The sequence below is a fragment of the Ferrimonas sediminicola genome (assembly GCF_005116715.1).
Classification (GTDB): domain Bacteria; phylum Pseudomonadota; class Gammaproteobacteria; order Enterobacterales; family Shewanellaceae; genus Ferrimonas; species Ferrimonas sediminicola.
The window spans coordinates 168735-186161 of sequence record NZ_SWCI01000002.1; the positions used below are offsets into that span (position 1 = coordinate 168735).

General features: G+C 58.5%; 21 protein-coding genes. 18 read left to right on the forward strand and 3 right to left on the reverse strand.

All coding sequences use genetic code 11. The features are described 5' to 3' along the window. Positions 1-225: 225 nt before the first annotated feature. From FCL40_RS04180 to FCL40_RS04200, 5 genes are all read left to right on the forward strand, one after another. Positions 226-501 (forward strand): polyhydroxyalkanoic acid system family protein, encoded by a 276-nt coding sequence (locus FCL40_RS04180; RefSeq protein ID WP_136851661.1) that lies wholly within the window; start codon positions 226-228, stop codon positions 499-501. 107 nt (positions 502-608) lie between these two features. Continuing rightward, positions 609-1097 carry a phasin family protein gene (locus FCL40_RS04185; RefSeq protein WP_136851662.1) on the forward strand — a complete coding sequence of 163 codons (489 nt, stop codon included), beginning with the start codon at positions 609-611 and terminating at the stop codon, positions 1095-1097. 23 nt (positions 1098-1120) lie between these two features. Next, positions 1121-1471, forward strand: a complete 351-nt coding sequence (locus tag FCL40_RS04190) for a phasin family protein (RefSeq protein ID WP_205729086.1) — start codon at positions 1121-1123, stop codon at positions 1469-1471. Between the two features lie 16 nt (positions 1472-1487). Then, positions 1488-2885, forward strand: coding sequence for a wax ester/triacylglycerol synthase domain-containing protein (locus FCL40_RS04195; RefSeq protein ID WP_136851664.1), 1398 nt, complete (start codon positions 1488-1490; stop codon positions 2883-2885). Between the two features lie 9 nt (positions 2886-2894). Then, on the forward strand, positions 2895-3815 hold the full coding sequence (locus FCL40_RS04200) for an alpha/beta hydrolase (RefSeq protein ID WP_136851665.1): 921 nt from the start codon (positions 2895-2897) through the stop codon (positions 3813-3815). Here FCL40_RS04200 and FCL40_RS04205 read toward each other — a convergent pair. Genes FCL40_RS04205 through FCL40_RS04215 form a run of 3 tightly spaced genes read right to left on the reverse strand, consistent with a single transcriptional unit; the run spans position 3778 to position 6852 of the window. Next, positions 3778-4365: a TetR/AcrR family transcriptional regulator gene (locus FCL40_RS04205; RefSeq protein WP_136851666.1), complete on the reverse strand. Its 588-nt coding sequence runs from the start codon at positions 4363-4365 to the stop codon at positions 3778-3780. The two genes, FCL40_RS04200 and FCL40_RS04205, sit on opposite strands and share 38 nt — an antisense overlap. A 1-nt stretch (position 4366) precedes the next feature. Next, positions 4367-4864, reverse strand: a complete 498-nt coding sequence (locus FCL40_RS04210; protein WP_136851668.1) for a DUF2505 domain-containing protein — start codon at positions 4862-4864, stop codon at positions 4367-4369. An 8-nt stretch (positions 4865-4872) separates the two neighbouring features. Continuing rightward, the gene (locus FCL40_RS04215; protein ID WP_136851670.1) at positions 4873-6852 is read right to left on the reverse strand and encodes an SDR family oxidoreductase; all 1980 of its coding nucleotides are present in this window, start codon (positions 6850-6852) and stop codon (positions 4873-4875) included. Positions 6853-7135: 283 nt separating this feature from the next. Between FCL40_RS04215 and folD the strand changes: the two genes are divergently transcribed. The 13 genes from folD to FCL40_RS04280 all read left to right on the forward strand — a co-directional run bounded on the left by folD (position 7136) and on the right by FCL40_RS04280 (position 17304). Then, a complete protein-coding gene (folD, locus tag FCL40_RS04220) occupies positions 7136-8002 on the forward strand; it encodes a bifunctional methylenetetrahydrofolate dehydrogenase/methenyltetrahydrofolate cyclohydrolase FolD (RefSeq protein WP_136851672.1) in 867 nt (288 codons plus the stop codon). A gap of 101 nt (positions 8003-8103) precedes the next feature. After that, a complete protein-coding gene (locus FCL40_RS04225; protein WP_136851674.1) occupies positions 8104-8412 on the forward strand; it encodes a hypothetical protein in 309 nt (102 codons plus the stop codon). A 2-nt stretch (positions 8413-8414) separates the two neighbouring features. After that, positions 8415-9290: a patatin-like phospholipase family protein gene (locus FCL40_RS04230; protein WP_136851676.1), complete on the forward strand. Its 876-nt coding sequence runs from the start codon at positions 8415-8417 to the stop codon at positions 9288-9290. Then, entirely contained in the window at positions 9290-10165 is an 876-nt protein-coding gene (locus FCL40_RS04235) for a fructosamine kinase family protein (protein ID WP_136851678.1), read from the forward strand. Before FCL40_RS04230 ends, FCL40_RS04235 begins: the two co-directional genes overlap by 1 nt. Positions 10166-10776: 611 nt before the next feature. Beyond that, entirely contained in the window at positions 10777-10983 is a 207-nt protein-coding gene (locus tag FCL40_RS04240; protein WP_136851680.1) for a hypothetical protein, read from the forward strand. A gap of 122 nt (positions 10984-11105) precedes the next feature. Continuing rightward, positions 11106-11567, forward strand: a complete 462-nt coding sequence (locus tag FCL40_RS04245; protein ID WP_136851682.1) for a type 1 periplasmic-binding domain-containing protein — start codon at positions 11106-11108, stop codon at positions 11565-11567. A 388-nt stretch (positions 11568-11955) separates the two neighbouring features. Next, positions 11956-12612, forward strand: a complete 657-nt coding sequence (locus FCL40_RS04250; protein WP_136851684.1) for a hypothetical protein — start codon at positions 11956-11958, stop codon at positions 12610-12612. A 38-nt stretch (positions 12613-12650) separates the two neighbouring features. Further along, the gene (locus FCL40_RS04255) at positions 12651-13316 is read left to right on the forward strand and encodes a hypothetical protein (protein ID WP_136851686.1); all 666 of its coding nucleotides are present in this window, start codon (positions 12651-12653) and stop codon (positions 13314-13316) included. Positions 13317-13626: 310 nt separating this feature from the next. After that, on the forward strand, positions 13627-14826 hold the full coding sequence (locus FCL40_RS04260; protein WP_136851688.1) for a DEAD/DEAH box helicase: 1200 nt from the start codon (positions 13627-13629) through the stop codon (positions 14824-14826). A gap of 184 nt (positions 14827-15010) precedes the next feature. Then, positions 15011-15682: a class I SAM-dependent methyltransferase gene (locus FCL40_RS04265; protein WP_136851689.1), complete on the forward strand. Its 672-nt coding sequence runs from the start codon at positions 15011-15013 to the stop codon at positions 15680-15682. A gap of 105 nt (positions 15683-15787) precedes the next feature. Beyond that, a complete protein-coding gene (locus tag FCL40_RS04270) occupies positions 15788-16081 on the forward strand; it encodes a hypothetical protein (protein WP_136851691.1) in 294 nt (97 codons plus the stop codon). Between the two features lie 73 nt (positions 16082-16154). Continuing rightward, positions 16155-16448: an antibiotic biosynthesis monooxygenase family protein gene (locus tag FCL40_RS04275; protein ID WP_136851693.1), complete on the forward strand. Its 294-nt coding sequence runs from the start codon at positions 16155-16157 to the stop codon at positions 16446-16448. A gap of 418 nt (positions 16449-16866) precedes the next feature. Beyond that, positions 16867-17304 (forward strand): GNAT family N-acetyltransferase, encoded by a 438-nt coding sequence (locus FCL40_RS04280; RefSeq protein ID WP_169306997.1) that lies wholly within the window; start codon positions 16867-16869, stop codon positions 17302-17304. Positions 17305-17427 lie beyond the last annotated feature (123 nt).

Below are 17427 nucleotides of genomic sequence, written 5' to 3' on the forward strand. Positions count from 1 at the left end.
TCAACCGCCCCCCCTGGCAGGTTGAACAGTGAGATCCGCTGTGCCTACCCGAATTTAGGATTAGCAATATTAATTCGGACTTTGTGGCTTGATGGGGCCTGGCTTAGGTCCGCCGAGTGACAAAACGACGACATCCGTGTGGAAAATTTGCTCTGGTCTGGTAACTTAAACCCTATAGCAGCAGGGGCGTCCGCCCCCGTCATTTGCACCAGGGAGAGCAGGCCGATGACCGCCATCTATATTCAACGCAACCATTCATTGGGTCACCAGGGGATTCGCGACCTCAGTGAGCAGGTGGCGCAGAGCCTGGCGGACGACTACCAGGTCTCCTGGCAGTGGCAGGGGGAGCGCCTGACCTTTCGCCGCAGCGGTGCCAACGGGGTATTGGTGCCGGAGGCGCACCAGGTCACCATCGAGATGAAATTGGGGCTGCTGCTGCTCCCCTTTGCCCCGGTGATCAGGCAGGGGATAGAGACTCAACTGGATACCCTGCTAATCTAAACCAAGTTTGACCAACCTCAATTTTTCCCCGCCGTTTAGAATGTCCCTTCTAAAGATCCACCGTACTCTGACCATGACAAAGAAAACTTTCCCGTCATGGAGGCAACATGTTGAAGCGACTGTTTGGATCAAAAAATGCGGATGCTGACACCCAGGAAGCACTGTATCGGAAAATCTGGTTGGCCGGTCTGGGCGCCTACTCCAAAGGGGCCGAAGAGATCAGCCAGCTGTCGGAAAGGGGCCTGAGCCTGTTCGATGAACTGCTGGAGCGGGGCAAGGAGCTGGAATCCTCTACCGTCGAGCGCGTCTCCGAAGCGTCCACTCAGACCAAGGAAGCGTTCGAGGCCCAACTGCACAGCCAGGTCCAGAAGGTGACCGGACTGGAGGCTGAACAACTCGAAGAGCTGGAGTCCAAGATCGACCGGCTGACCACGCTGGTGGACAAGATGGCGGAGGAGAAGGCCGCCGCCAAGGCCGCCCCCAAGGTCACCGCGACCCCGAAGACGCCACCTAAAGCAGCCCCTAAGGCCGCCCCTAAGCCTGCCGCCAAACCAGCGGCAAAGACCCCCCGCCGTACCACCAATAAGCCCGCCTGAAGCCGCGGTGTAAGGAGCACATGATGACTGAACAAGTGAAGGGAATGCCACCCGTAGAAGGCGTTGACAACGAGCAGCTGGCTCGAAACATCTGGCTCGCCGGGCTGGGTGTCTACAGCCGCAGCATCGAGGAGGCCAGGGAGCTGGAGGGCAAATCCGGTGACCTGTTCGAGAAGCTGGTTGAGCGCGGCCGCGAAGTGGAAGCCAACACCCGAGCCCGGGTAGAGGACAACCTGGATCGCGCCAACGAGGAGGTGGAAGCCCGGGTGCATAACCTGTTCTACCGCCTGAGCGGCATCCATCCGCGTCAGATTGAGGAACTGAACGCCAAGGTAGACAAACTGGCTGACGCCATCGAGAAACTGGCCAAGTAGGCCTGAAGGAGGGCGCATGACCACCTTGTCCCTGTCCGAGCTGGTGTTCCTGCTTTTTGAAAGCGACTCGACACCGCTGCATGTGTCAGGGCTGATGATGCTGCGCCCTCCTGAGGATTTGCCCGATTTCGGGTCGCGCCTTCACCGCCAACTGGTCCGCTGCGGACCGGTGGTGGCCCCCTTCGATCAGGTGATCCACTTCACCCCCTCCAGCTTGCCCCGCTGGCAGGCGGCGGATGAGGTGGATCTCTCCTACCATGTTCGCCTGGCGAAGCTACCCAGGCCCGGTGATGGCGATCAGTTGATGGAACTGGTGGCGCGGATCCACAGCTACCGACTGGATCGCAGCCGCCCCCTGTGGGAGCTGTGGGTGATCGACGGGCTGGAGAGTGGCGAGATCGCCCTGGTGATGAAGTTCCACCATGCCCTGACTGACGGCCTGCGCGCCGCCAGCCTGGTGAGAGACAGTTTCGACCTAACCGAGCGCCTGGGTTACCTGGTGCCCTTCTGGCAGCTCGGCAGCCGCATCGACGAGGAGCAGCCGGATCTGAGCCAGTGGCTGCAGACCCTGACCCCCGCCTTCTGGGCAAAGCAGGCGAGGATCGGCCTGGACAGCCTCAAGCTGCTGTGCCTGGCCACCACCGATCGGCTGTGCCTGACCCACAGTGGTATCCGCCTGCCCTTTACCGCACCGCGTACCCCCTTTAACCACATCAGCCCGGAGCGGGCCAAGCAGGTGACCCTGGCCAAACTGCCCGCCAGCCGCCTCAACCGCTTGGCGCTGCACACCGGCGGCCGTTTCGATGATGTGGTGCTGACCCTGTGTGACATGGCGCTGCACCGTTACCTCAGGGTACACAACTGGGGGGACAGTGACCCGCTGGTGGCCATGGTGCCCCTGCATTCCGCCGACAGCGACGAGCGATTGCATATGATCTCGGTCGGCCTGGTAGAGCTTGGACGACCGGGACTGACACCGATGCAGCGGCTTAAGGCGATCGGCCGCACCAACCGGCGCATCCGCGAACAGACCCGGCGCACCAGCGCCCGCGCCTACAACCGCTACTCGTCGGTGGTCAATGCCCTGTCGCTGGTGGCGGCCCGCTACGACAGCCAGCAGTGGCTGCCGCCGGCGGCGAACATGCTGATCACCGAGGTGGACGCGTCGGATCACCCCCTCTCCCTGCGCGGTGCCAGGATGACCGCCAGCTACCCACTGTCGCTGCTGATGCCGGGGCAGACCCTCAACATGACCCTGCTGCGCTACGATGGCATGCTCCACTTTGGCCTGGTGTGCTGTCGCCACTCACTGCCGGGATTTGAATCTTTCGACCGTTATCTGGAGGAGGGCTTGGAAGAGCTTGAGTCTTCAGTGTTTTCTCACATATCATCTAGCCTTTCTCCCGCAAACTAAGGAAAGTGGATGTCCAGCTGGCGTGCCAAGGCGCTCAACAAGGTGCTCTACCGGGCGATTCGAGGCCGCCTGGAGCGGTGTAACGACATCCTGTCGGTCAGGGGAGTGATAGCCGGGCTGGACAAGCTGAACTCCTACATAGGCACCCCGGCGGGGCTGGAGTGGATTGAGGACAGTCTCTCCGGCGTTCCATGTCAGTGGATCGTCAAAGGCCGCCCGGCCGGGGACAGCGTGCTGCTCTACTTTCATGGTGGTGGCTTCTGCTTCCGCTCTCCCCAGGTCCACAGCGCCATGCTCCACTACCTCAGCAGGCACAGCCGGGCCCGCGGGGTGATGGTCAACTATCGGTTGGCCCCAGAGTTTCCCTTTCCTGCCGCCCTCCACGATTGCTTTACCGCCTACCGCACCCTGCTGGAGCAAGGGGTGCCCCCGGAGAAGATCATCCTCGGGGGCGATTCCGCCGGCGGCAACCTGGCGCTGGCGACCATGGTGAAGTGCAAGGAGAAGGGGTTGCCTCAGCCGTTGGCGGCGCTGCTGTTCTCGCCGGCGCTGGACCTGACCATGAACAGCCAGTCCGCCTTCGTCATGCGTAACGAGGATCCCTTCTTCGACCTGGGCAGCCTGATGCTGCTGCGCAACTCCTACCTCAATGGCCACACTCCCTGTGACCCGCTGGCATCACCCCTGGCGGCGGATCTCAGCGACCTGGCACCGATAATGGTGCACGTGGGCAGCCTGGAGATCCTGCTGGATGATTCGGTCAGGCTGAAGTCCAGGGTGAGGCGCCAGGGCGGGGTGGCTGACCTGACCATCTGGCCAGGCCTGCCCCATGTATTCACCCTGTTTCAGCAACTGCCCGAAGCCCGGGAAGCGATGGAGCGGTGTGGCCGCTTTATTGATCAGTGCCGGCAAGATTCAGCTGCCGGGTAAGGTGAGGGTTGACCAGGGAGATCAGCCGTTGGGCCCCGCGCTCAACCGCCTTGTCGTCGCTGTCGCCTGAATCGAAACAGAGCCAGGAGAGCCCCAGCAGGAATAGGTTGTCCGCCAACTGCTCCCGCTGCTCCCCCTTTACCTGCAGCAACGCCTTCTCCTCCAGCGCCTCCAGGCTGTGGGCGGTGAAGCTGTGCAGCTGCTTCATCAGCCGCTGGGCGCCGCGGTTGCCCTGGGGCGGTGCCACCGTCTGCAGATCCAGGAACAGGAAACGGTAGTGCAGGCACACCCGCAGCAGGGAGAGCAGGAACACCCAGTACTCCGACTCGCTTATCGCCTCCAGGTCCACCCTGGCCAGCAGGGTGCCCACGGCCAGTTCACACTCCTTGGAGAGCTGGTTGATGATCTCCTCCTTGCCCTTGAAGTGGTAATAAAGGTTGCCCGGGCTGATCTCCAGCTCGGCGGCGATGTCCAGGCTGGTGATGTTGGCGGAACCGTGATGGTTGAACATCGCCAGGCTGGTGTCGAGGATACGCTGTCGGGTTCCCATATCAGGCCGGCTCTGTGGTCAGTTGGGTCTGCAGGTAGTGCCATTCGGCGTTGGCCATCCGCTCGATCTCGTCATGGACGAAGCGGGTCAGCTTGTTGCCGATGAAGGGCAGGGCGCTTTTCATCTGCATCTCCACCCGGTTGACACACCCCTGCTTTGCGGGTTCGAACACCATGGTGCCGGTGATCTTGATCGGCACCCCCACCAGTTCCACCGACATCTCGCAACGGTAGAGCGGCGCCCGGTCCAGCTGCCACTCCTCCACCTGCTTCACCAGGTTCTGCGATCCGAGCAGCCGCTTGAGCACCGCCGGCACATTGCTGGTCACCTCACGCTTAGTGGAGAGGGCGACGCCGCTGGGCTCGGCGAGATGTTGCGGAATACGCACCCGCTGACACCCCAGTGCCTCATACTTCTGCTGGATCATCTCAGGCTCGACGAAGAAGCGCAGCAGTTCCTCGGTGGAGCAGGCGTAGGTGTGGGTGAGTTCCAATTTCATTGTGTCTCCTAAAAGTGAATGCCCCGGAGCATCGCTGCCAGGCCTATCATCTGTTGCTGTTGGCTGTAATTCAGTTTCTCTTCCTGTACTTCGCCGGACTCGGGGAACATCCGGTAGATCATGTTCATGGTTATCTCCGCCAGCCTGGGGGAGAGGGCGTGCATCACCGCCCCCAGCACCCCGAGGCGGGTGGCCACCCGCTTGGGCTGGTGAACCACCGCCTTGGCCACCAGGTCGGCGGCCTGCTCGGCGCTGAGGGTGGGGACCGCCTGGTAGAGCTGGGTCGGGGCGATCATCGGCGTATCCACCAGCGGCATGTTGATGGTGGTGAAGCGCACCCCCTGATCCGAGTACTCGGCGGCGGCGCAGCGACAGAAGGATTCCAGGGCGGCGTTGGAGGCCACATAGGCGCTGAATCTGGGGGCGTTGGTGAGCACGCCGATGGAGGAGATGTTGATCACCTGGCCGGACTGCGCCTTGGCCATGGCCGGCAGGCACCCCAGTATCAGCCGCAGGGCGCCGAAGTAGTTGATGGCCATGGTGCGCTCATAGTCGTGCACCCGTTCGGTGGAGGCCGCCACCGAGCGGCGGATGGAGCGCCCGGCGCAGTTGATCAGCAGATCCACCCGCTCGTGGGCGCCGAGGATCTTGGCCAGCATCGCCTTGGCGACCACCTTGTCGGTGAGGTCGCAGCTGAAGCACAGCGCCTTGCCTCCCAGGGCTCGCACCTGCTGCTCGGTCTCCTTCAGCCGCTCGCTGTTTCGTGCCACCAGCAGCAGTTTGGCCCCGTAGGGCGCCAGCCGCAGGGCGGTGGCCCGGCCGATGCCGGAGCTGGCGCCGGTGATCAGCACCACCTTGTTGGTCAGCCTGTGGCGCAGGCTGTCATCCAGGAACAGGTCCGGATCCAGGTTGCGCTCCCAGTAATCCCAGATGGGCACCACGTAGCTGGCCAGGTCCGGACAACGGATGCCGGCGTCCCGCAGCAGCGCCTGGGTGGACTGGCTGTCGAAGCGGGTGGGATAGTTGAGCAGGCTCAGGGTCTCCGGCGGGATGCCGTAATCACTGACGATGCGCCGGGCCAGCTTGACCAGGGGCGGGTACTGGCTGGCCAGCTGCAGCCAGGGCCGGGGCAGCAGGCTGCTGAGGTTGAGATTGAATCCCAGCGCCAGGGTCGGCCCATGGCCCGCCTTGGAGAGCAGGTTGAGCACCTGGCCGGCGCTGTAGGGACGGGGATCGGTCAGGTGGAAGCAGCGCCGGTCCAGCTCGGGCTGACGGATCAGGTAGGCCATGGCCTCGGCGACAAAGTCCACCGGCACGATGTTGATCGGGCCCCCTTCGAACCCCACCAGCGGAAACCAGCTGGGCAGGGCGTTGCGGATCTTCTGCAGCAGCTTGAAAAAGTAGTAGGGGCCCTGGATGCGGTTGGCTTCGCCGCTGTGGCTGTCGCCCACCAGGATGCCGGGGCGGTAGATCCGCCAGGGCAGCGCGCCTTGCTGGCGGACCGCCTTTTCGCACAGGTGCTTGGAGAGGAAGTAGGGATGGGTCAGCTGCTCCGCTTCCTGGAACATGGTCTCATCGAAACAGCCGCGGTAGAGGCCGGCGGCGGCGATGGAGCTGAGATGGTGAAAGCACTGTGCCCCGAGATCGGCGGCGCAGGCCAGGGCGGCCTCGGTGGCCTGGACATTGGCCTTGACCACACCGTTGCCGTCGCGGCGGAAGTCGTTGTAGGCCGCCAGGTGGATGAAGTGGTCGATCTGCCCCCTCAGCCGGTCGCGGTTGGCCTGGGACAGCCCCAGTGCCGGGTCCTTGAGACTGCCGGCCACGGGGTGAATCTGCCCGTGGGCGTCCAGTTCGTCGGCCAGGGCGTCGAGACGCGCCTGTCCCTCCTGGTCGCGGACCAGGCAGTAGAGGGGGGCGCCACCGCTGAGCAGACGACGGATCAACTGCCGCCCCAGCAAGCCGGTGGCTCCGGTTACAAAGTAGCTCATCTGCGGCTCCTTCCTTGTGGCCCGGGGAGCGCTCCTGCGCCCCTGAGATGGCAGGCTAACTTTTCACCTAAGTTACCCCCGAAGGTAATTAAGTAGTTGACCTAAATCAATATCCTTCGAGGTATTCCCCTATAAAAGACGGGAATCTTTGTTTCTGTTATGGAAATGACCGGGGCCGGGATCGCCCAGAAAAACAGCGTTCGCGAGCGCGGTGGTGGTGAGGGGCTCGGCCCTTGCTCTAAGATGAGTGGTTTTTTCAAAATGGCGAGGTCAGAGGAACAAAATGAACCAGCCCAAGCGAATCGATGGACGGCGCATTGCCGATGAACAGGTGGCCCAGATCGCCCAACGGGTGGCGGCCTTGACCGAGCAGGGCAAGCGTCCTCCCGGGCTGGCGGTGGTGATGGTGGGGGACAACCCTGCCAGTGACGTCTATGTTCGAAACAAGATTCGCCGCTGTGAGCAGGCGGGGATCCTCAGCCGGGAGCACCGCCTGGATGAGCGGACCACCGAGGAGGATCTGCTGGGGCTGCTGGACAGCCTGAACCAGGACCCGCAGATCGACGGCATCCTGGTGCAGCTGCCGTTGCCGGCCCACCTGGAGGAGGGGCGGATCCTGAAACGGATCTCACCCGCCAAGGACGTGGACGGGTTCCACCCGGTCAACGTCGGCCTGCTGGGCATTGGCGATGCGCGCGCCCTGGTGCCCTGCACCCCGGCGGGCTGCGTCATCCTGGCCAAGGAGGTGCTCGGCGATCTCACCGGCAAGCACGTGGTGGTGGTGGGCCGCTCCAACATCGTCGGCAAGCCGGCGGCGCAGCTGTTTTTGGCCGAGGATTGCAGCGTCACACTGGTCCACTCCAAGAGCGCCAACGGCGCCGAACTGGCGCGCCAGGCCGACATCCTGGTGGTGGCGGTCGGACGGCCGCAGATGGTGGATGAGAGTTGGGTCAAGCCCGGCGCGGTGGTGATCGATGTGGGCATCAACCGCATCGATACCGGCGAGGGGACCCGGCTGGTGGGCGACGTGGATTATCAGCGGGTGGCCCCGGTCGCCGGAGCCATCACCCCGGTACCCGGCGGGGTGGGGCCGATGACCATCGCCGGCCTGCTGAACAACACCCTGACCGCCTATGAGGCGGTGGAGTAGGGCTGAGGCCCGCGCCTAGCACAAAAATGATCGGCGAAGGTCAACAGCCACCCCTGGGTGGGTTAGACTGGAGCCGATGAGTTAAACACAGGAATCAATTCATGGTATTACCTGGATTTGAAGGGCATGAAACCACCGAGTTCGCACTGATCCGGCTGCGGGTCGGCTTCAAGCTGGCGCCTGAGCATGTGTCCGGGCTGGAGCGGCTGCTGGAACAGTATATGGACGCGGCGATCTCCGACTCCAACGTGATGTCGTGCCAGTACCTGGATGGCGAGATGCAGCTGGAGATGAGCTTCTTCGGTGCCGATCAGACCACGGTCAAGATGGAGCTGGCCCGGCTGCACAAGGTGGTGCAGAGCCTGCTCAATCCCACCCCGGTGTTTACCGTGACCGTCGACAAGGAGTAGCGATGACCGAGGACAGGGATGGGTCCGGCGCCGCGGCGCACGGTGGCAGAAGAGAGGCCCTGGTTGTGGAGGGCGGGGCGATGCGCGGCATCTTCGCCGCCGGGGTGCTGGACAGGTTCATCGAACGGGATCATTTCGCCTTCGATGGCTGCTTCGGCGTCTCCGCCGGCTCCACCGCGCTGGCCGCCTACCTCTCCGGCCAGCGCGGACGTACCCGGCGCATCATCGAGGATTACTCCTGCCGGCCCGAGTTCATCAACCCCTGGCGGTTCCTGTGCGGCGGCCACCTGCTGGACCTGGACTGGCTGTGGCCCATCACCCTGACCGAGCTGCCCTTCGACTTCGACGCCTTCGAGGCCCGCGGCATTCCCCTCTACATTGGCCTGACCCGGGCCAGCGACGCCGCGCCCCGTCAGCTTAAAGCCGACCGCCACAACCTGGCGATGGCGATGAAGGCCTCCTGCTCGCTGCCGCTGGCCTACCGCGAGTTTGTCTCGTTGGAGGGGGAAGCCTACACCGACGGCGGCGTCTCCGACTCCATCCCGGTGGAGGCGGCCTGGCGGGCGGGCTTTACCGAGATCACCGTGGTGCTGTCCCAGAGGGCCGGTTACCTGAAGTCGCCGCCGCGATTCCCCGCCCTGATGCGCTGGGCGTTTCGCCGCCATCCCCAGCTGGGCCGGGCGATGCTTGAGCGCCACCGCCACTACAACCGCACCCTGGCGTTTCTCGCCTCCCCGCCACCGGGCTGCACCGTCCGGCTGATCCAGCCGCCGCCGCAGTTTCCGGTGGGCCGGCTGACCAAGGACTCCGCTCTGCTGGGGCTGGGCTATCAGATGGGCGCAGCGGCGGCGGATGGCTACCTGGCAGGACTTGGCTGATGGGCCTCTGCTGGTCGGCGGTCGCAAAGGGGATGGCTGAGGCGCTGAACGCACCGGTGTCCCTGTCCTCGCCGCAGCCGGTCTGCGGCGGCGACATCAACCCGGCGTTTTCGGTCAGCGACGGCCACAACCTCTGGTTTGTGAAGGTCAACCGCCGCAGCCACGGCGCCCTGTTCGAGGAGGAGGCCGAGGGGCTGATCGCCCTGGGCACTCTCGCCCCTCAGCCGCTGTGCTGGGGGGAATCCGGCGGCTGGCAGTACCTGGTGCTGCCCTGGATGGAGCTGGGGCGCCGGGGTGACGAGCGGGCGTTGGGCCAGGCTCTGGCCCAGTTGCACCAACAGCCCTCCAGGGACCGCCGCTACGGCTGGCAGGGCGACAACCACATCGGCACCACGGTGCAGCTCAACGGCTGGAGCGACAGTTGGCAGGGCTTCTGGTGGCGGCGGCGGCTGGAACCCCAGCTGACCTGGGCCATCGAGGCGGGCGCCGCCCGGCTTCGTCGCTGGCAGCGGCCCCTGAAGGAGGCCAGCGACGCCCTGCTGGCGGATCACCAGCCGCAGCCCTCGTTGCTGCACGGTGACCTGTGGCGGGGCAACGCCGGCTTCGACGGTGACCGCCCGGTGATCTTCGACCCCGCCTGCTACCAGGGGGACAGGGAGGCCGACCTGGCGATGACCCGGCTGTTTGGCGGCTTCTCCCCCTCCTTCTATCAGGGCTACGACAGTACCTGGCCACTGGCGCAGGACTGGCAGCGCCGAGAGGCGCTGTACAACCTCTATCATCAACTCAACCACCTCAACCTGTTCGGAGAGGGCTACCTGGATAGGGTGCTCTGTGGCTGCCAAGAGGTGATGCGCCAGGCCGAACGGGTTTAGCCTGCCGGCCGTTACAGCCATTCCCAACGCCGTCTGGTGATATTGCGTCACAGAGGGTCATCAAATGTCCCAAATCCAACACTCTGTGACCTGCCGCCTACCAAACCCCTGTGAAAGGGGGTAACTTAAACAATCAGTTAAATCAGTTAGATGTGGCCTGCCTAAGATGGCAACGACGAGCGCCCCCGCGCGTTATGGCGAAGCTTGGCCAACGTTCAGCCAGAACATTAATCAAGCCTTTAAAATTCAATAAGCTATAGGTTGGCAAAGACTAACCTCTCGGCAAAGCAAGATACTGTGCGTATGCACAGGTGTTGGTTGAATCCGCCTTTCCGCAAGCAACCGCCGCCTTGCACGCAGAACCGGGGTCACCAAGGCGTTGGGGTTCTAGCCTATCAACCTGAAAGGGTTGAAAAAGATGGCGCCAAGCAAGAAACCCTGGTTTGAGGATAGGCGGACAACTTCAATGAGCGAAAGGCGGATTGGTTCCGCATATTAAACTGTTATGTGGCAAAGGGAATAAATTGACTATTACAGCAAAAATAACTTTTTTGACGATTCCCAGACCTCCATATGGATATAGGTACTTTGGTAACAATTGCTGGATGCGGATGGACTCCGCAAAATTTACTGATTTAGCATGTGCATTGAGTTTTGAAGAAGGTAAAGAGTTTTTCGACGGTGATACTGCAGACGTAGAACTAGTATTCTACAACGGTGAGCCACTAGTTGAATCATTCGAAGAGGGAATGCAGTTCGACTTAAGGGTTCTCGATCTAAAAGTTGCAGAAGGAACCCTCACCAATGTATCTATTTAGCCAGCCACATAACAAACGCATGAATGAATGGACGTCTAAAGCTTGGCTGTCACTCGTTCCTCGCTAATTTTAGCCAAGCTTAATCCGCCCATTATGCGGGCGTTAGTTGCCAAGGATAGCTCATGGAATATTTATATCGCGGTGTTAGTGAAGAATTTTTTGAAAAGTTAGGTGGTAAATTATCACCTAAAAAAATGCATGAAAATTTTGCTACTTATGCGTCAGCAGGTGATCCACATGCTTTATGTGGTTCTGGAGTTGAGTGTGGCGAATCTACACTTAATACCACGATACTTCACCAATGGGAGCAACTTGGTTTGCCTACATCCGGGGTGTCTTCATCACCAGATAAAGAACGTGCAAAATTTTATGCTTTAAACGGTGGCAAGGTCAATAAAGGTTATGTTTTTCAAATTTCTGTCACAAAACTAAAAGAGCATGATGTATCAATATATATTGTTAACGATTTAGTGCCTTACCCTGCTATCCCGGAAGATAATGAGCATATTCTAGTTGCTAGTGATTTTGGAGCGATACCTACCCAAGCAATCGTTAGTGTTGAGTCGGTTGATATAGGCAACTAACAAACGCCTTAAAAAATGGACGCAAAACGCTTGGCTTGCGCTCATTCTTCGCTAATTTTAGCCAAGCATTTTCCGCCTCTTAGGCGGGCGTTAAATTCTAAGGGAGTACTGAGTGCAGTCTGTAATATTCGCAAAGAAGCTAGCAAGAGCCTGGAGCACTGAATCTAGTAAATCCAACTTTTCCGAGGTTCAGCAGTTCAGAGCATTAATGAGAAGCTTTGCTACGTTACGTGGGCCATTCAACATCGAAGAGTTTCACGGAATGAAACATCAAGTTGTTTTTAATGGTAAAGGTAGTTGGGGGCGTCCATCCGCAAGATGCGAAATTTCTGACTTGCTTATTGTGTCGTATAAGTAAAACCCTGAATTTCAGGCTAGAGTCACATTATTGCAAGCAAAGAAATCAAACGAAAAGCACACTAGTTTGTGTTGTGGTCTCGGTCATTCTGTTCCCTATACAGACTTTAAAGCGAACCTAGAGCAGTGGGACTTATTATCTCGTCGGCCAAATGTGCTTCCGTACCCGCCTTTTGATTGTCATCCAGAGATTCTAAGTGGGGCGATACTACCATCTATTGGTTCACTAGGCGTCTTTCACAGATACTCCGGTAAAAACTATGGTTTCTTTTACATGTCTGCGGATTCGGCTGAGCCTTTAAGCTTTCCAAAGCGTAAACACGCAAAATTGAAAACCAAGACAACTACAAATTATAGAAATTTACATGGATACACCGAATGCACTTACGCGTGCTGTTTGTCTACATTTGCAAGAGCACTTTATGAGCTGGAAATCGGCACCCCTATTGAGCCAAAAAATGTTACAAGTAAAAAGGACGAGAACTACAGAAATATTTTTAGGGGTTGGTTGCGCACGGTTTTATATAGTCACCTAGAAATGACTGATAATAACTCTGAATTGGCGAGAGACTTACTTAGTCAAATTGATTCAGAGTATGACGGGGAGTTCATGGGCGAACCACCATCGTTGTTGCTCCTCAACTGTGATGACATCGAATTTAACAAGCAAAGGCAGTCGGACGCGTAAACGCGCCGCTGCTTAGAGCGTTATAAGTTTGAGGAAATATGACAACAGTCAGAGAAGTTTTAGTTCGTACAGAACAAACGTTGGAAACTGCAAAGCATGGCTTTGACGACCTAGTTTCATCAAACATGACTCGACGTTTTACTGGTTTAAGGAACCTTATCGTATTTGGTCGTTCGGTAACTTTTGCGCTTCAAAATTTAAGGACTGCTGTTGGTAAAGAAAGATTCGATGCATGGTATGAACCTCATCAAGAATCGATGAAGCAAGATGTGGTGATGAAATACTTTGTGAAACTCAGAAACGAACTTGAAAAACAAGGACGTTTACCTGTCTCGACATCAGCACGTATCCATAATTTTTCTTCTGATATGATCTCACAATATAAGAAGCCACCGGGTGCTGTTGGTTTTTTCATCGGTGATCAACTCGGTGGTAGCGGTTTTGAAGTTGAGCTTCCAGATGGTAGCAAGGAAAAATATTACGTTGAAATACCAACCAGTGTTGCAGAGGTAACACAACATTTTAACGAATTACCTGTGCCTGATGACGATGAACTAAAATCAAAGACTATTGAGCAACTTTCTGAACATTTCCTCAAATCTTTAGAGGCTCTTCTGGATAACGCAAGAAAAGAGTTTCTTGACCAAGACACACAAATCATAAATGGACGCCGGTTGCCACCATACATGAGAGTGGTGAAATAAAACTTATAACAAACAATTAAAGAGGGATTCTCAACGCTTGGCATTTTTGCTTCTACTTCAATTTTAGTGGTTACGGTACAATGCTTTAGGTTGGGTGGTAGCGTTGCTCACCCCTTAATTGGGCGTTGATATGATTCCCCTGTCAGTAGACGCAGATCTGTTCAGGCCGGGCCCCAAAAGGCCGGTCTGTGCCGTGAAGCCTGAAGCGCCACCGCCCGCGTTTCCCGAATCAGATGGCTTTGTTATACTCGCCGCCCCTGTCCGCGGCCGTCTTTTGCCGAGCCGTTGTTTCACCTGAATGAGACCGCCGATGCCTTTCTCACGCCTGGGCTTATCCGCCCCACTTGTCGACGCCGTAACCGAAGCCGGGTACAGCGAGCCTACCCCGATTCAGCACAAGGCCATTCCCGTGGTGCTGCGGGGCGACAACCTGATCGCCGCGGCACAAACCGGAACCGGCAAGACCGCCAGTTTTGTGCTGCCGATTCTGCAGCGGTTGAGTCAGGGCAGTCGTGGACGCAAGAAGCGGGTCCGGGCTCTGATCATCGCTCCGACCCGGGAGTTGGTGGTACAGGTGGCCGACAGTGTCGAGCGCTATGCCCGCCACCTGCCGCTAACCTGCATGCCCATGTACGGTGGCGTAGACATTGAGCCGCAGCGCCAAGCCCTGCTGGATGGGGTTGATGTGTTGGTGGCCACCCCGGGACGGCTGTTGGACATGTACAGTCGCCGTGCCGTCCATTTCGATGAGGTGGAACTGCTGGTGTTGGACGAAGCCGACAAGATGCTCGACATGGGCTTTATTGACGACATCAATGACATCGTGGTCAAGCTGCCAACCGATCGCCAGTCTCTGCTGTTTTCTGCCACCCTGTCCAACAAGGTGCGGGCCCTGGCCAAGAGCGCGATCACCGACGCGGTTGAGATCAGCATTGCCGCCAGTCAGGCCAGCAAGGCGACCATCAGCCAGTGGCTGACGACCGTGGATAAAGACAGGAAGTCGGCGCTGCTGAGCCACCTGATCCAAACCACTCCCTGGAACCAGGCGCTTGTCTTCATCGAGACCAAGCACGGCGCGGCCAAGCTGGTGAGTCAATTGGCCAAACGCGGCATCAAGGCCGAATGTATCCACAGTGGCCGTAGCCAGGCGGTCAGGGAACAGATACTGGCCGATTTTAAGGATGGGAAGATTCGTTATCTGGTGGCCACCGGCGTTGCCGCCCGTGGCATCGACATCGATAACCTGGAGCGGGTGGTGAACTATGACCTGCCGTTCCCGGCGGATGAGTATGTCCACCGCATTGGTCGTACCGGCCGAGCCGGCGCCAGCGGCGAAGCGGTGTCACTGGTCTCAAAGGACGACTTCAAGAACCTGTGCATGATTGAAAGCCGGTTGAATCACTTGATTGAGCGCCGCGAGGTTGAGGGGTTTGCACCGAGAAAAGTGGTGCCGGTATCGATCTTAAATTATGTTCCCAAGGCCAAACGACAGGCCGACAACCCCAAGTAGCGGGTATATCGTCCAGGCCAGCTCTGCTGATGTGCGGCCTTAGGCACGGCTGTCGCTCCTTGAGAGTGAACAACTAGGCGAGTCGCGGCCGATGACTGCTGCTGATATCCTGGGTGACAGGATAGGTTGGCCGGCTCAACCCGCCATAGGGGAGTGTTAGGTCGAATAGCAGGGAGATCGGTGAGTGCGCAACGCACTAGGCAAGGGCAGGTTGAAAGAGATCTATGGGCATATCGCCAAGCGGTATGATTGCCAGCACGCCCTTGTTACCCTCCGTTCCGATCAGAAGGGCAGGGAAGTGCTGGTCGATAACTCTGTCAAAGAGGGAGACCAGGTACTGGATTGCGGCGCGGGCACCGGAACTACCGCACTCTTGGCAGCCAAGAGGGTCGGAGCCAGTGGCAAGGTCACCCTGTTTGATCTCAGTGAAGCGATGCTCGTCGTTGCACGCGAAAAGGCCGCCCGAGACAATCTGCAAGAAAGGATGTCATTTCAAACCGGCGACATGGTTGATCTGCCGTTCGACGACAACAGTTTCGACGTCGTGTTTTCAACCTACAGCCTGTGCCCACTGTATGATCCCGTAGGAGGCGCCCTAGAGCTCTACCGGGTGACCAAACCAGGAGGCAAGATTGCCGTTGCCCATTCGGTGGAGCCGGAACACCCTGTCGTGAGGTGGTTGGCCGAGCGCATCGACGCTGTTGCCTGGCGTTTGCCCTGGCTATCGATGGGTTGTCGATCTGTCGATGTCCTTCCTGATCTGGAGGACGCCGGAGGGAGAGTGCTTCTACTGAAACGCATCGGCGTTCCGCTGTGGCCATTTTTGCTGTTCGTCCTCGAGAAGCCTGCAACATAGCCATGCACCTTTATGGAACACTTTCCCGAAACCCTTACGCAGAGCGCATGCCACTGGCCGAGTTTTGCTCCGGTTGACCGATGGTTTTCGGAATGGTCTTTTCCTATGGTTGAACGAATTACGATGTTTTTTCGTATGATTGCCATCTCCTCGTGTATCGCGTTGTTCCCATTGCTTCTCGGCTACTTGGCCGGCGGTATTGCAGATATTTTGGACTGCCCGATTGCTGATGGGGTTATCGATCAGTGCCTGGTTGGCCCGTTAGACCTGAGTACGGTCCTCAATGTCATGCTATTAAGTCTTTGGTTATTGATTTTGACCTTTCCACTCGGTGCGTTTGGGGTGGCATTCAGTCTGGGTTACGTGGTTTTCGATTTTTTACGCCGAGAAAAAGCCTAGTCGGGCGCTGTCAGCGGTTCTCAACCCGCCCGGCTGTGGTCCAGTGTCGCCGGTTATAGTCAAGGAGAGATTGATGTACGCGGTGATTTTCAAAGCCAAAGCCGGTGTCCAGGATTCCCAGTACTCGCAGATGGTTGAGCTGATGCGGGAGTTGGCGTTCAGCCAATATCAGTGTCAGGACTTCATCGCGGTGACAGAAGGGGACCAGGAGATCGCAATATCGTATTGGGACAGCGAAGAGGATATCCGCCGCTGGCACGCAGATAGCCAGCATGCGCTAGCTCAACGGTTTGGCCGTAAGAAGTGGTACCGGTCCTACGTCGTCGAGGTGGTGAAGATCGAAAGACGCTATGCATTTGGTGGATAGCGGCCCAGCTTGACTGCGCCTATCATAGAGCGCCAAAGAGTGGGGGAAACGACAGGAGCCGCTGTGGCGGTCGACCCCAGCGCTTCATTGGCCAACAGCCCATACCAAAACAGGAGCCCCGGAGGCTCCTGTTCTGTATTCGGCTGAGTTACTCGGCGAAGCCGTCGGCATCGGCATCGGCAGCGCCGGGATCGTTACTTCGGCCAATTACACAACCAACCCTCTTCGGCCGGGCCTCCTTGAGCGTCGATTTCACTGTTATGAGCCATATAGATCATTGATTTAAAACGAGACAATTGCTAGCATGCCGTCGATTCTCAGCCGTCCTTGCGACCCCTCGGTTACACTCAGTCAGGCGGGACTTTGACTAATCCACCGGAGCAATATGTGTAGTGATATCACCGTCAGAGACGGAAGAGTGGCCGACGCCAAGTTAGTTCAGGCGATTGCCTCGCCAATCATGGAAAGTTATGGACTTGTACCAGATTTCGATTGCTTAGATTATGAGCTGGGCCATTTCGGGGAGTGTTACCATGGCTCCATTGCCCAACTTGTGGCCTGCTCAGACGGTGTTGTAGTTGGCTCGGTTATCCTCAAGGCTCACCAGGGAGAGGTGGCCAAACTTACCGGGTTCTATATAGCGGCGTGCCATCAAGGGAAGGGGGTAGGGAAGAGGTTGTTGGGTGCCGCTATCCAGAGGGCAAAGTCATCTGGACATCGCGCAATCTACCTGGAGACATGGGACAAGATGGCCGCCGCCACCGCCTTGTACAAGAGATTTGGCTGGAAGAAGATCACCGACCTTCCGCCAGAAAGTGGTGCGCAGCGGGGATACTGTCTCGATTTAGGCTGTTGAGCTCGCTCTGAGCATGGGGGGACAGCGTGGTCCCAGCGCCTGGCCACCAAGTTCGCCGCCTCCTTAGGTCGGATCTCCACCGGTTCGAACAACCCTATCGTGGCGGTGACAGTCGCTATGGAG

Excerpts from the sequence above, each read along its gene's own strand:
- FCL40_RS04180 (WP_136851661.1), top strand. The coding sequence starts at position 226 with ATGACCGCCATCTATATTCAACGCAACCATTCATTGGGTCACCAGGGG.
- FCL40_RS04185 (WP_136851662.1), top strand. The coding sequence starts at position 609 with ATGTTGAAGCGACTGTTTGGATCAAAAAATGCGGATGCTGACACCCAG.
- FCL40_RS04190 (WP_205729086.1), top strand. The coding sequence starts at position 1,121 with ATGACTGAACAAGTGAAGGGAATGCCACCCGTAGAAGGCGTTGACAAC.
- FCL40_RS04195 (WP_136851664.1), top strand. The coding sequence starts at position 1,488 with ATGACCACCTTGTCCCTGTCCGAGCTGGTGTTCCTGCTTTTTGAAAGC.
- FCL40_RS04200 (WP_136851665.1), top strand. The coding sequence starts at position 2,895 with ATGTCCAGCTGGCGTGCCAAGGCGCTCAACAAGGTGCTCTACCGGGCG.
- FCL40_RS04205 (WP_136851666.1), bottom strand. The coding sequence starts at position 4,365 with ATGGGAACCCGACAGCGTATCCTCGACACCAGCCTGGCGATGTTCAAC.
- FCL40_RS04210 (WP_136851668.1), bottom strand. The coding sequence starts at position 4,864 with ATGAAATTGGAACTCACCCACACCTACGCCTGCTCCACCGAGGAACTG.
- FCL40_RS04215 (WP_136851670.1), bottom strand. The coding sequence starts at position 6,852 with ATGAGCTACTTTGTAACCGGAGCCACCGGCTTGCTGGGGCGGCAGTTG.
- folD (WP_136851672.1), top strand. The coding sequence starts at position 7,136 with ATGAACCAGCCCAAGCGAATCGATGGACGGCGCATTGCCGATGAACAG.
- FCL40_RS04225 (WP_136851674.1), top strand. The coding sequence starts at position 8,104 with ATGGTATTACCTGGATTTGAAGGGCATGAAACCACCGAGTTCGCACTG.
- FCL40_RS04230 (WP_136851676.1), top strand. The coding sequence starts at position 8,415 with ATGACCGAGGACAGGGATGGGTCCGGCGCCGCGGCGCACGGTGGCAGA.
- FCL40_RS04235 (WP_136851678.1), top strand. The coding sequence starts at position 9,290 with ATGGGCCTCTGCTGGTCGGCGGTCGCAAAGGGGATGGCTGAGGCGCTG.
- FCL40_RS04240 (WP_136851680.1), top strand. The coding sequence starts at position 10,777 with ATGGACTCCGCAAAATTTACTGATTTAGCATGTGCATTGAGTTTTGAA.
- FCL40_RS04245 (WP_136851682.1), top strand. The coding sequence starts at position 11,106 with ATGGAATATTTATATCGCGGTGTTAGTGAAGAATTTTTTGAAAAGTTA.
- FCL40_RS04255 (WP_136851686.1), top strand. The coding sequence starts at position 12,651 with ATGACAACAGTCAGAGAAGTTTTAGTTCGTACAGAACAAACGTTGGAA.
- FCL40_RS04260 (WP_136851688.1), top strand. The coding sequence starts at position 13,627 with ATGCCTTTCTCACGCCTGGGCTTATCCGCCCCACTTGTCGACGCCGTA.
- FCL40_RS04270 (WP_136851691.1), top strand. The coding sequence starts at position 15,788 with ATGGTTGAACGAATTACGATGTTTTTTCGTATGATTGCCATCTCCTCG.
- FCL40_RS04275 (WP_136851693.1), top strand. The coding sequence starts at position 16,155 with ATGTACGCGGTGATTTTCAAAGCCAAAGCCGGTGTCCAGGATTCCCAG.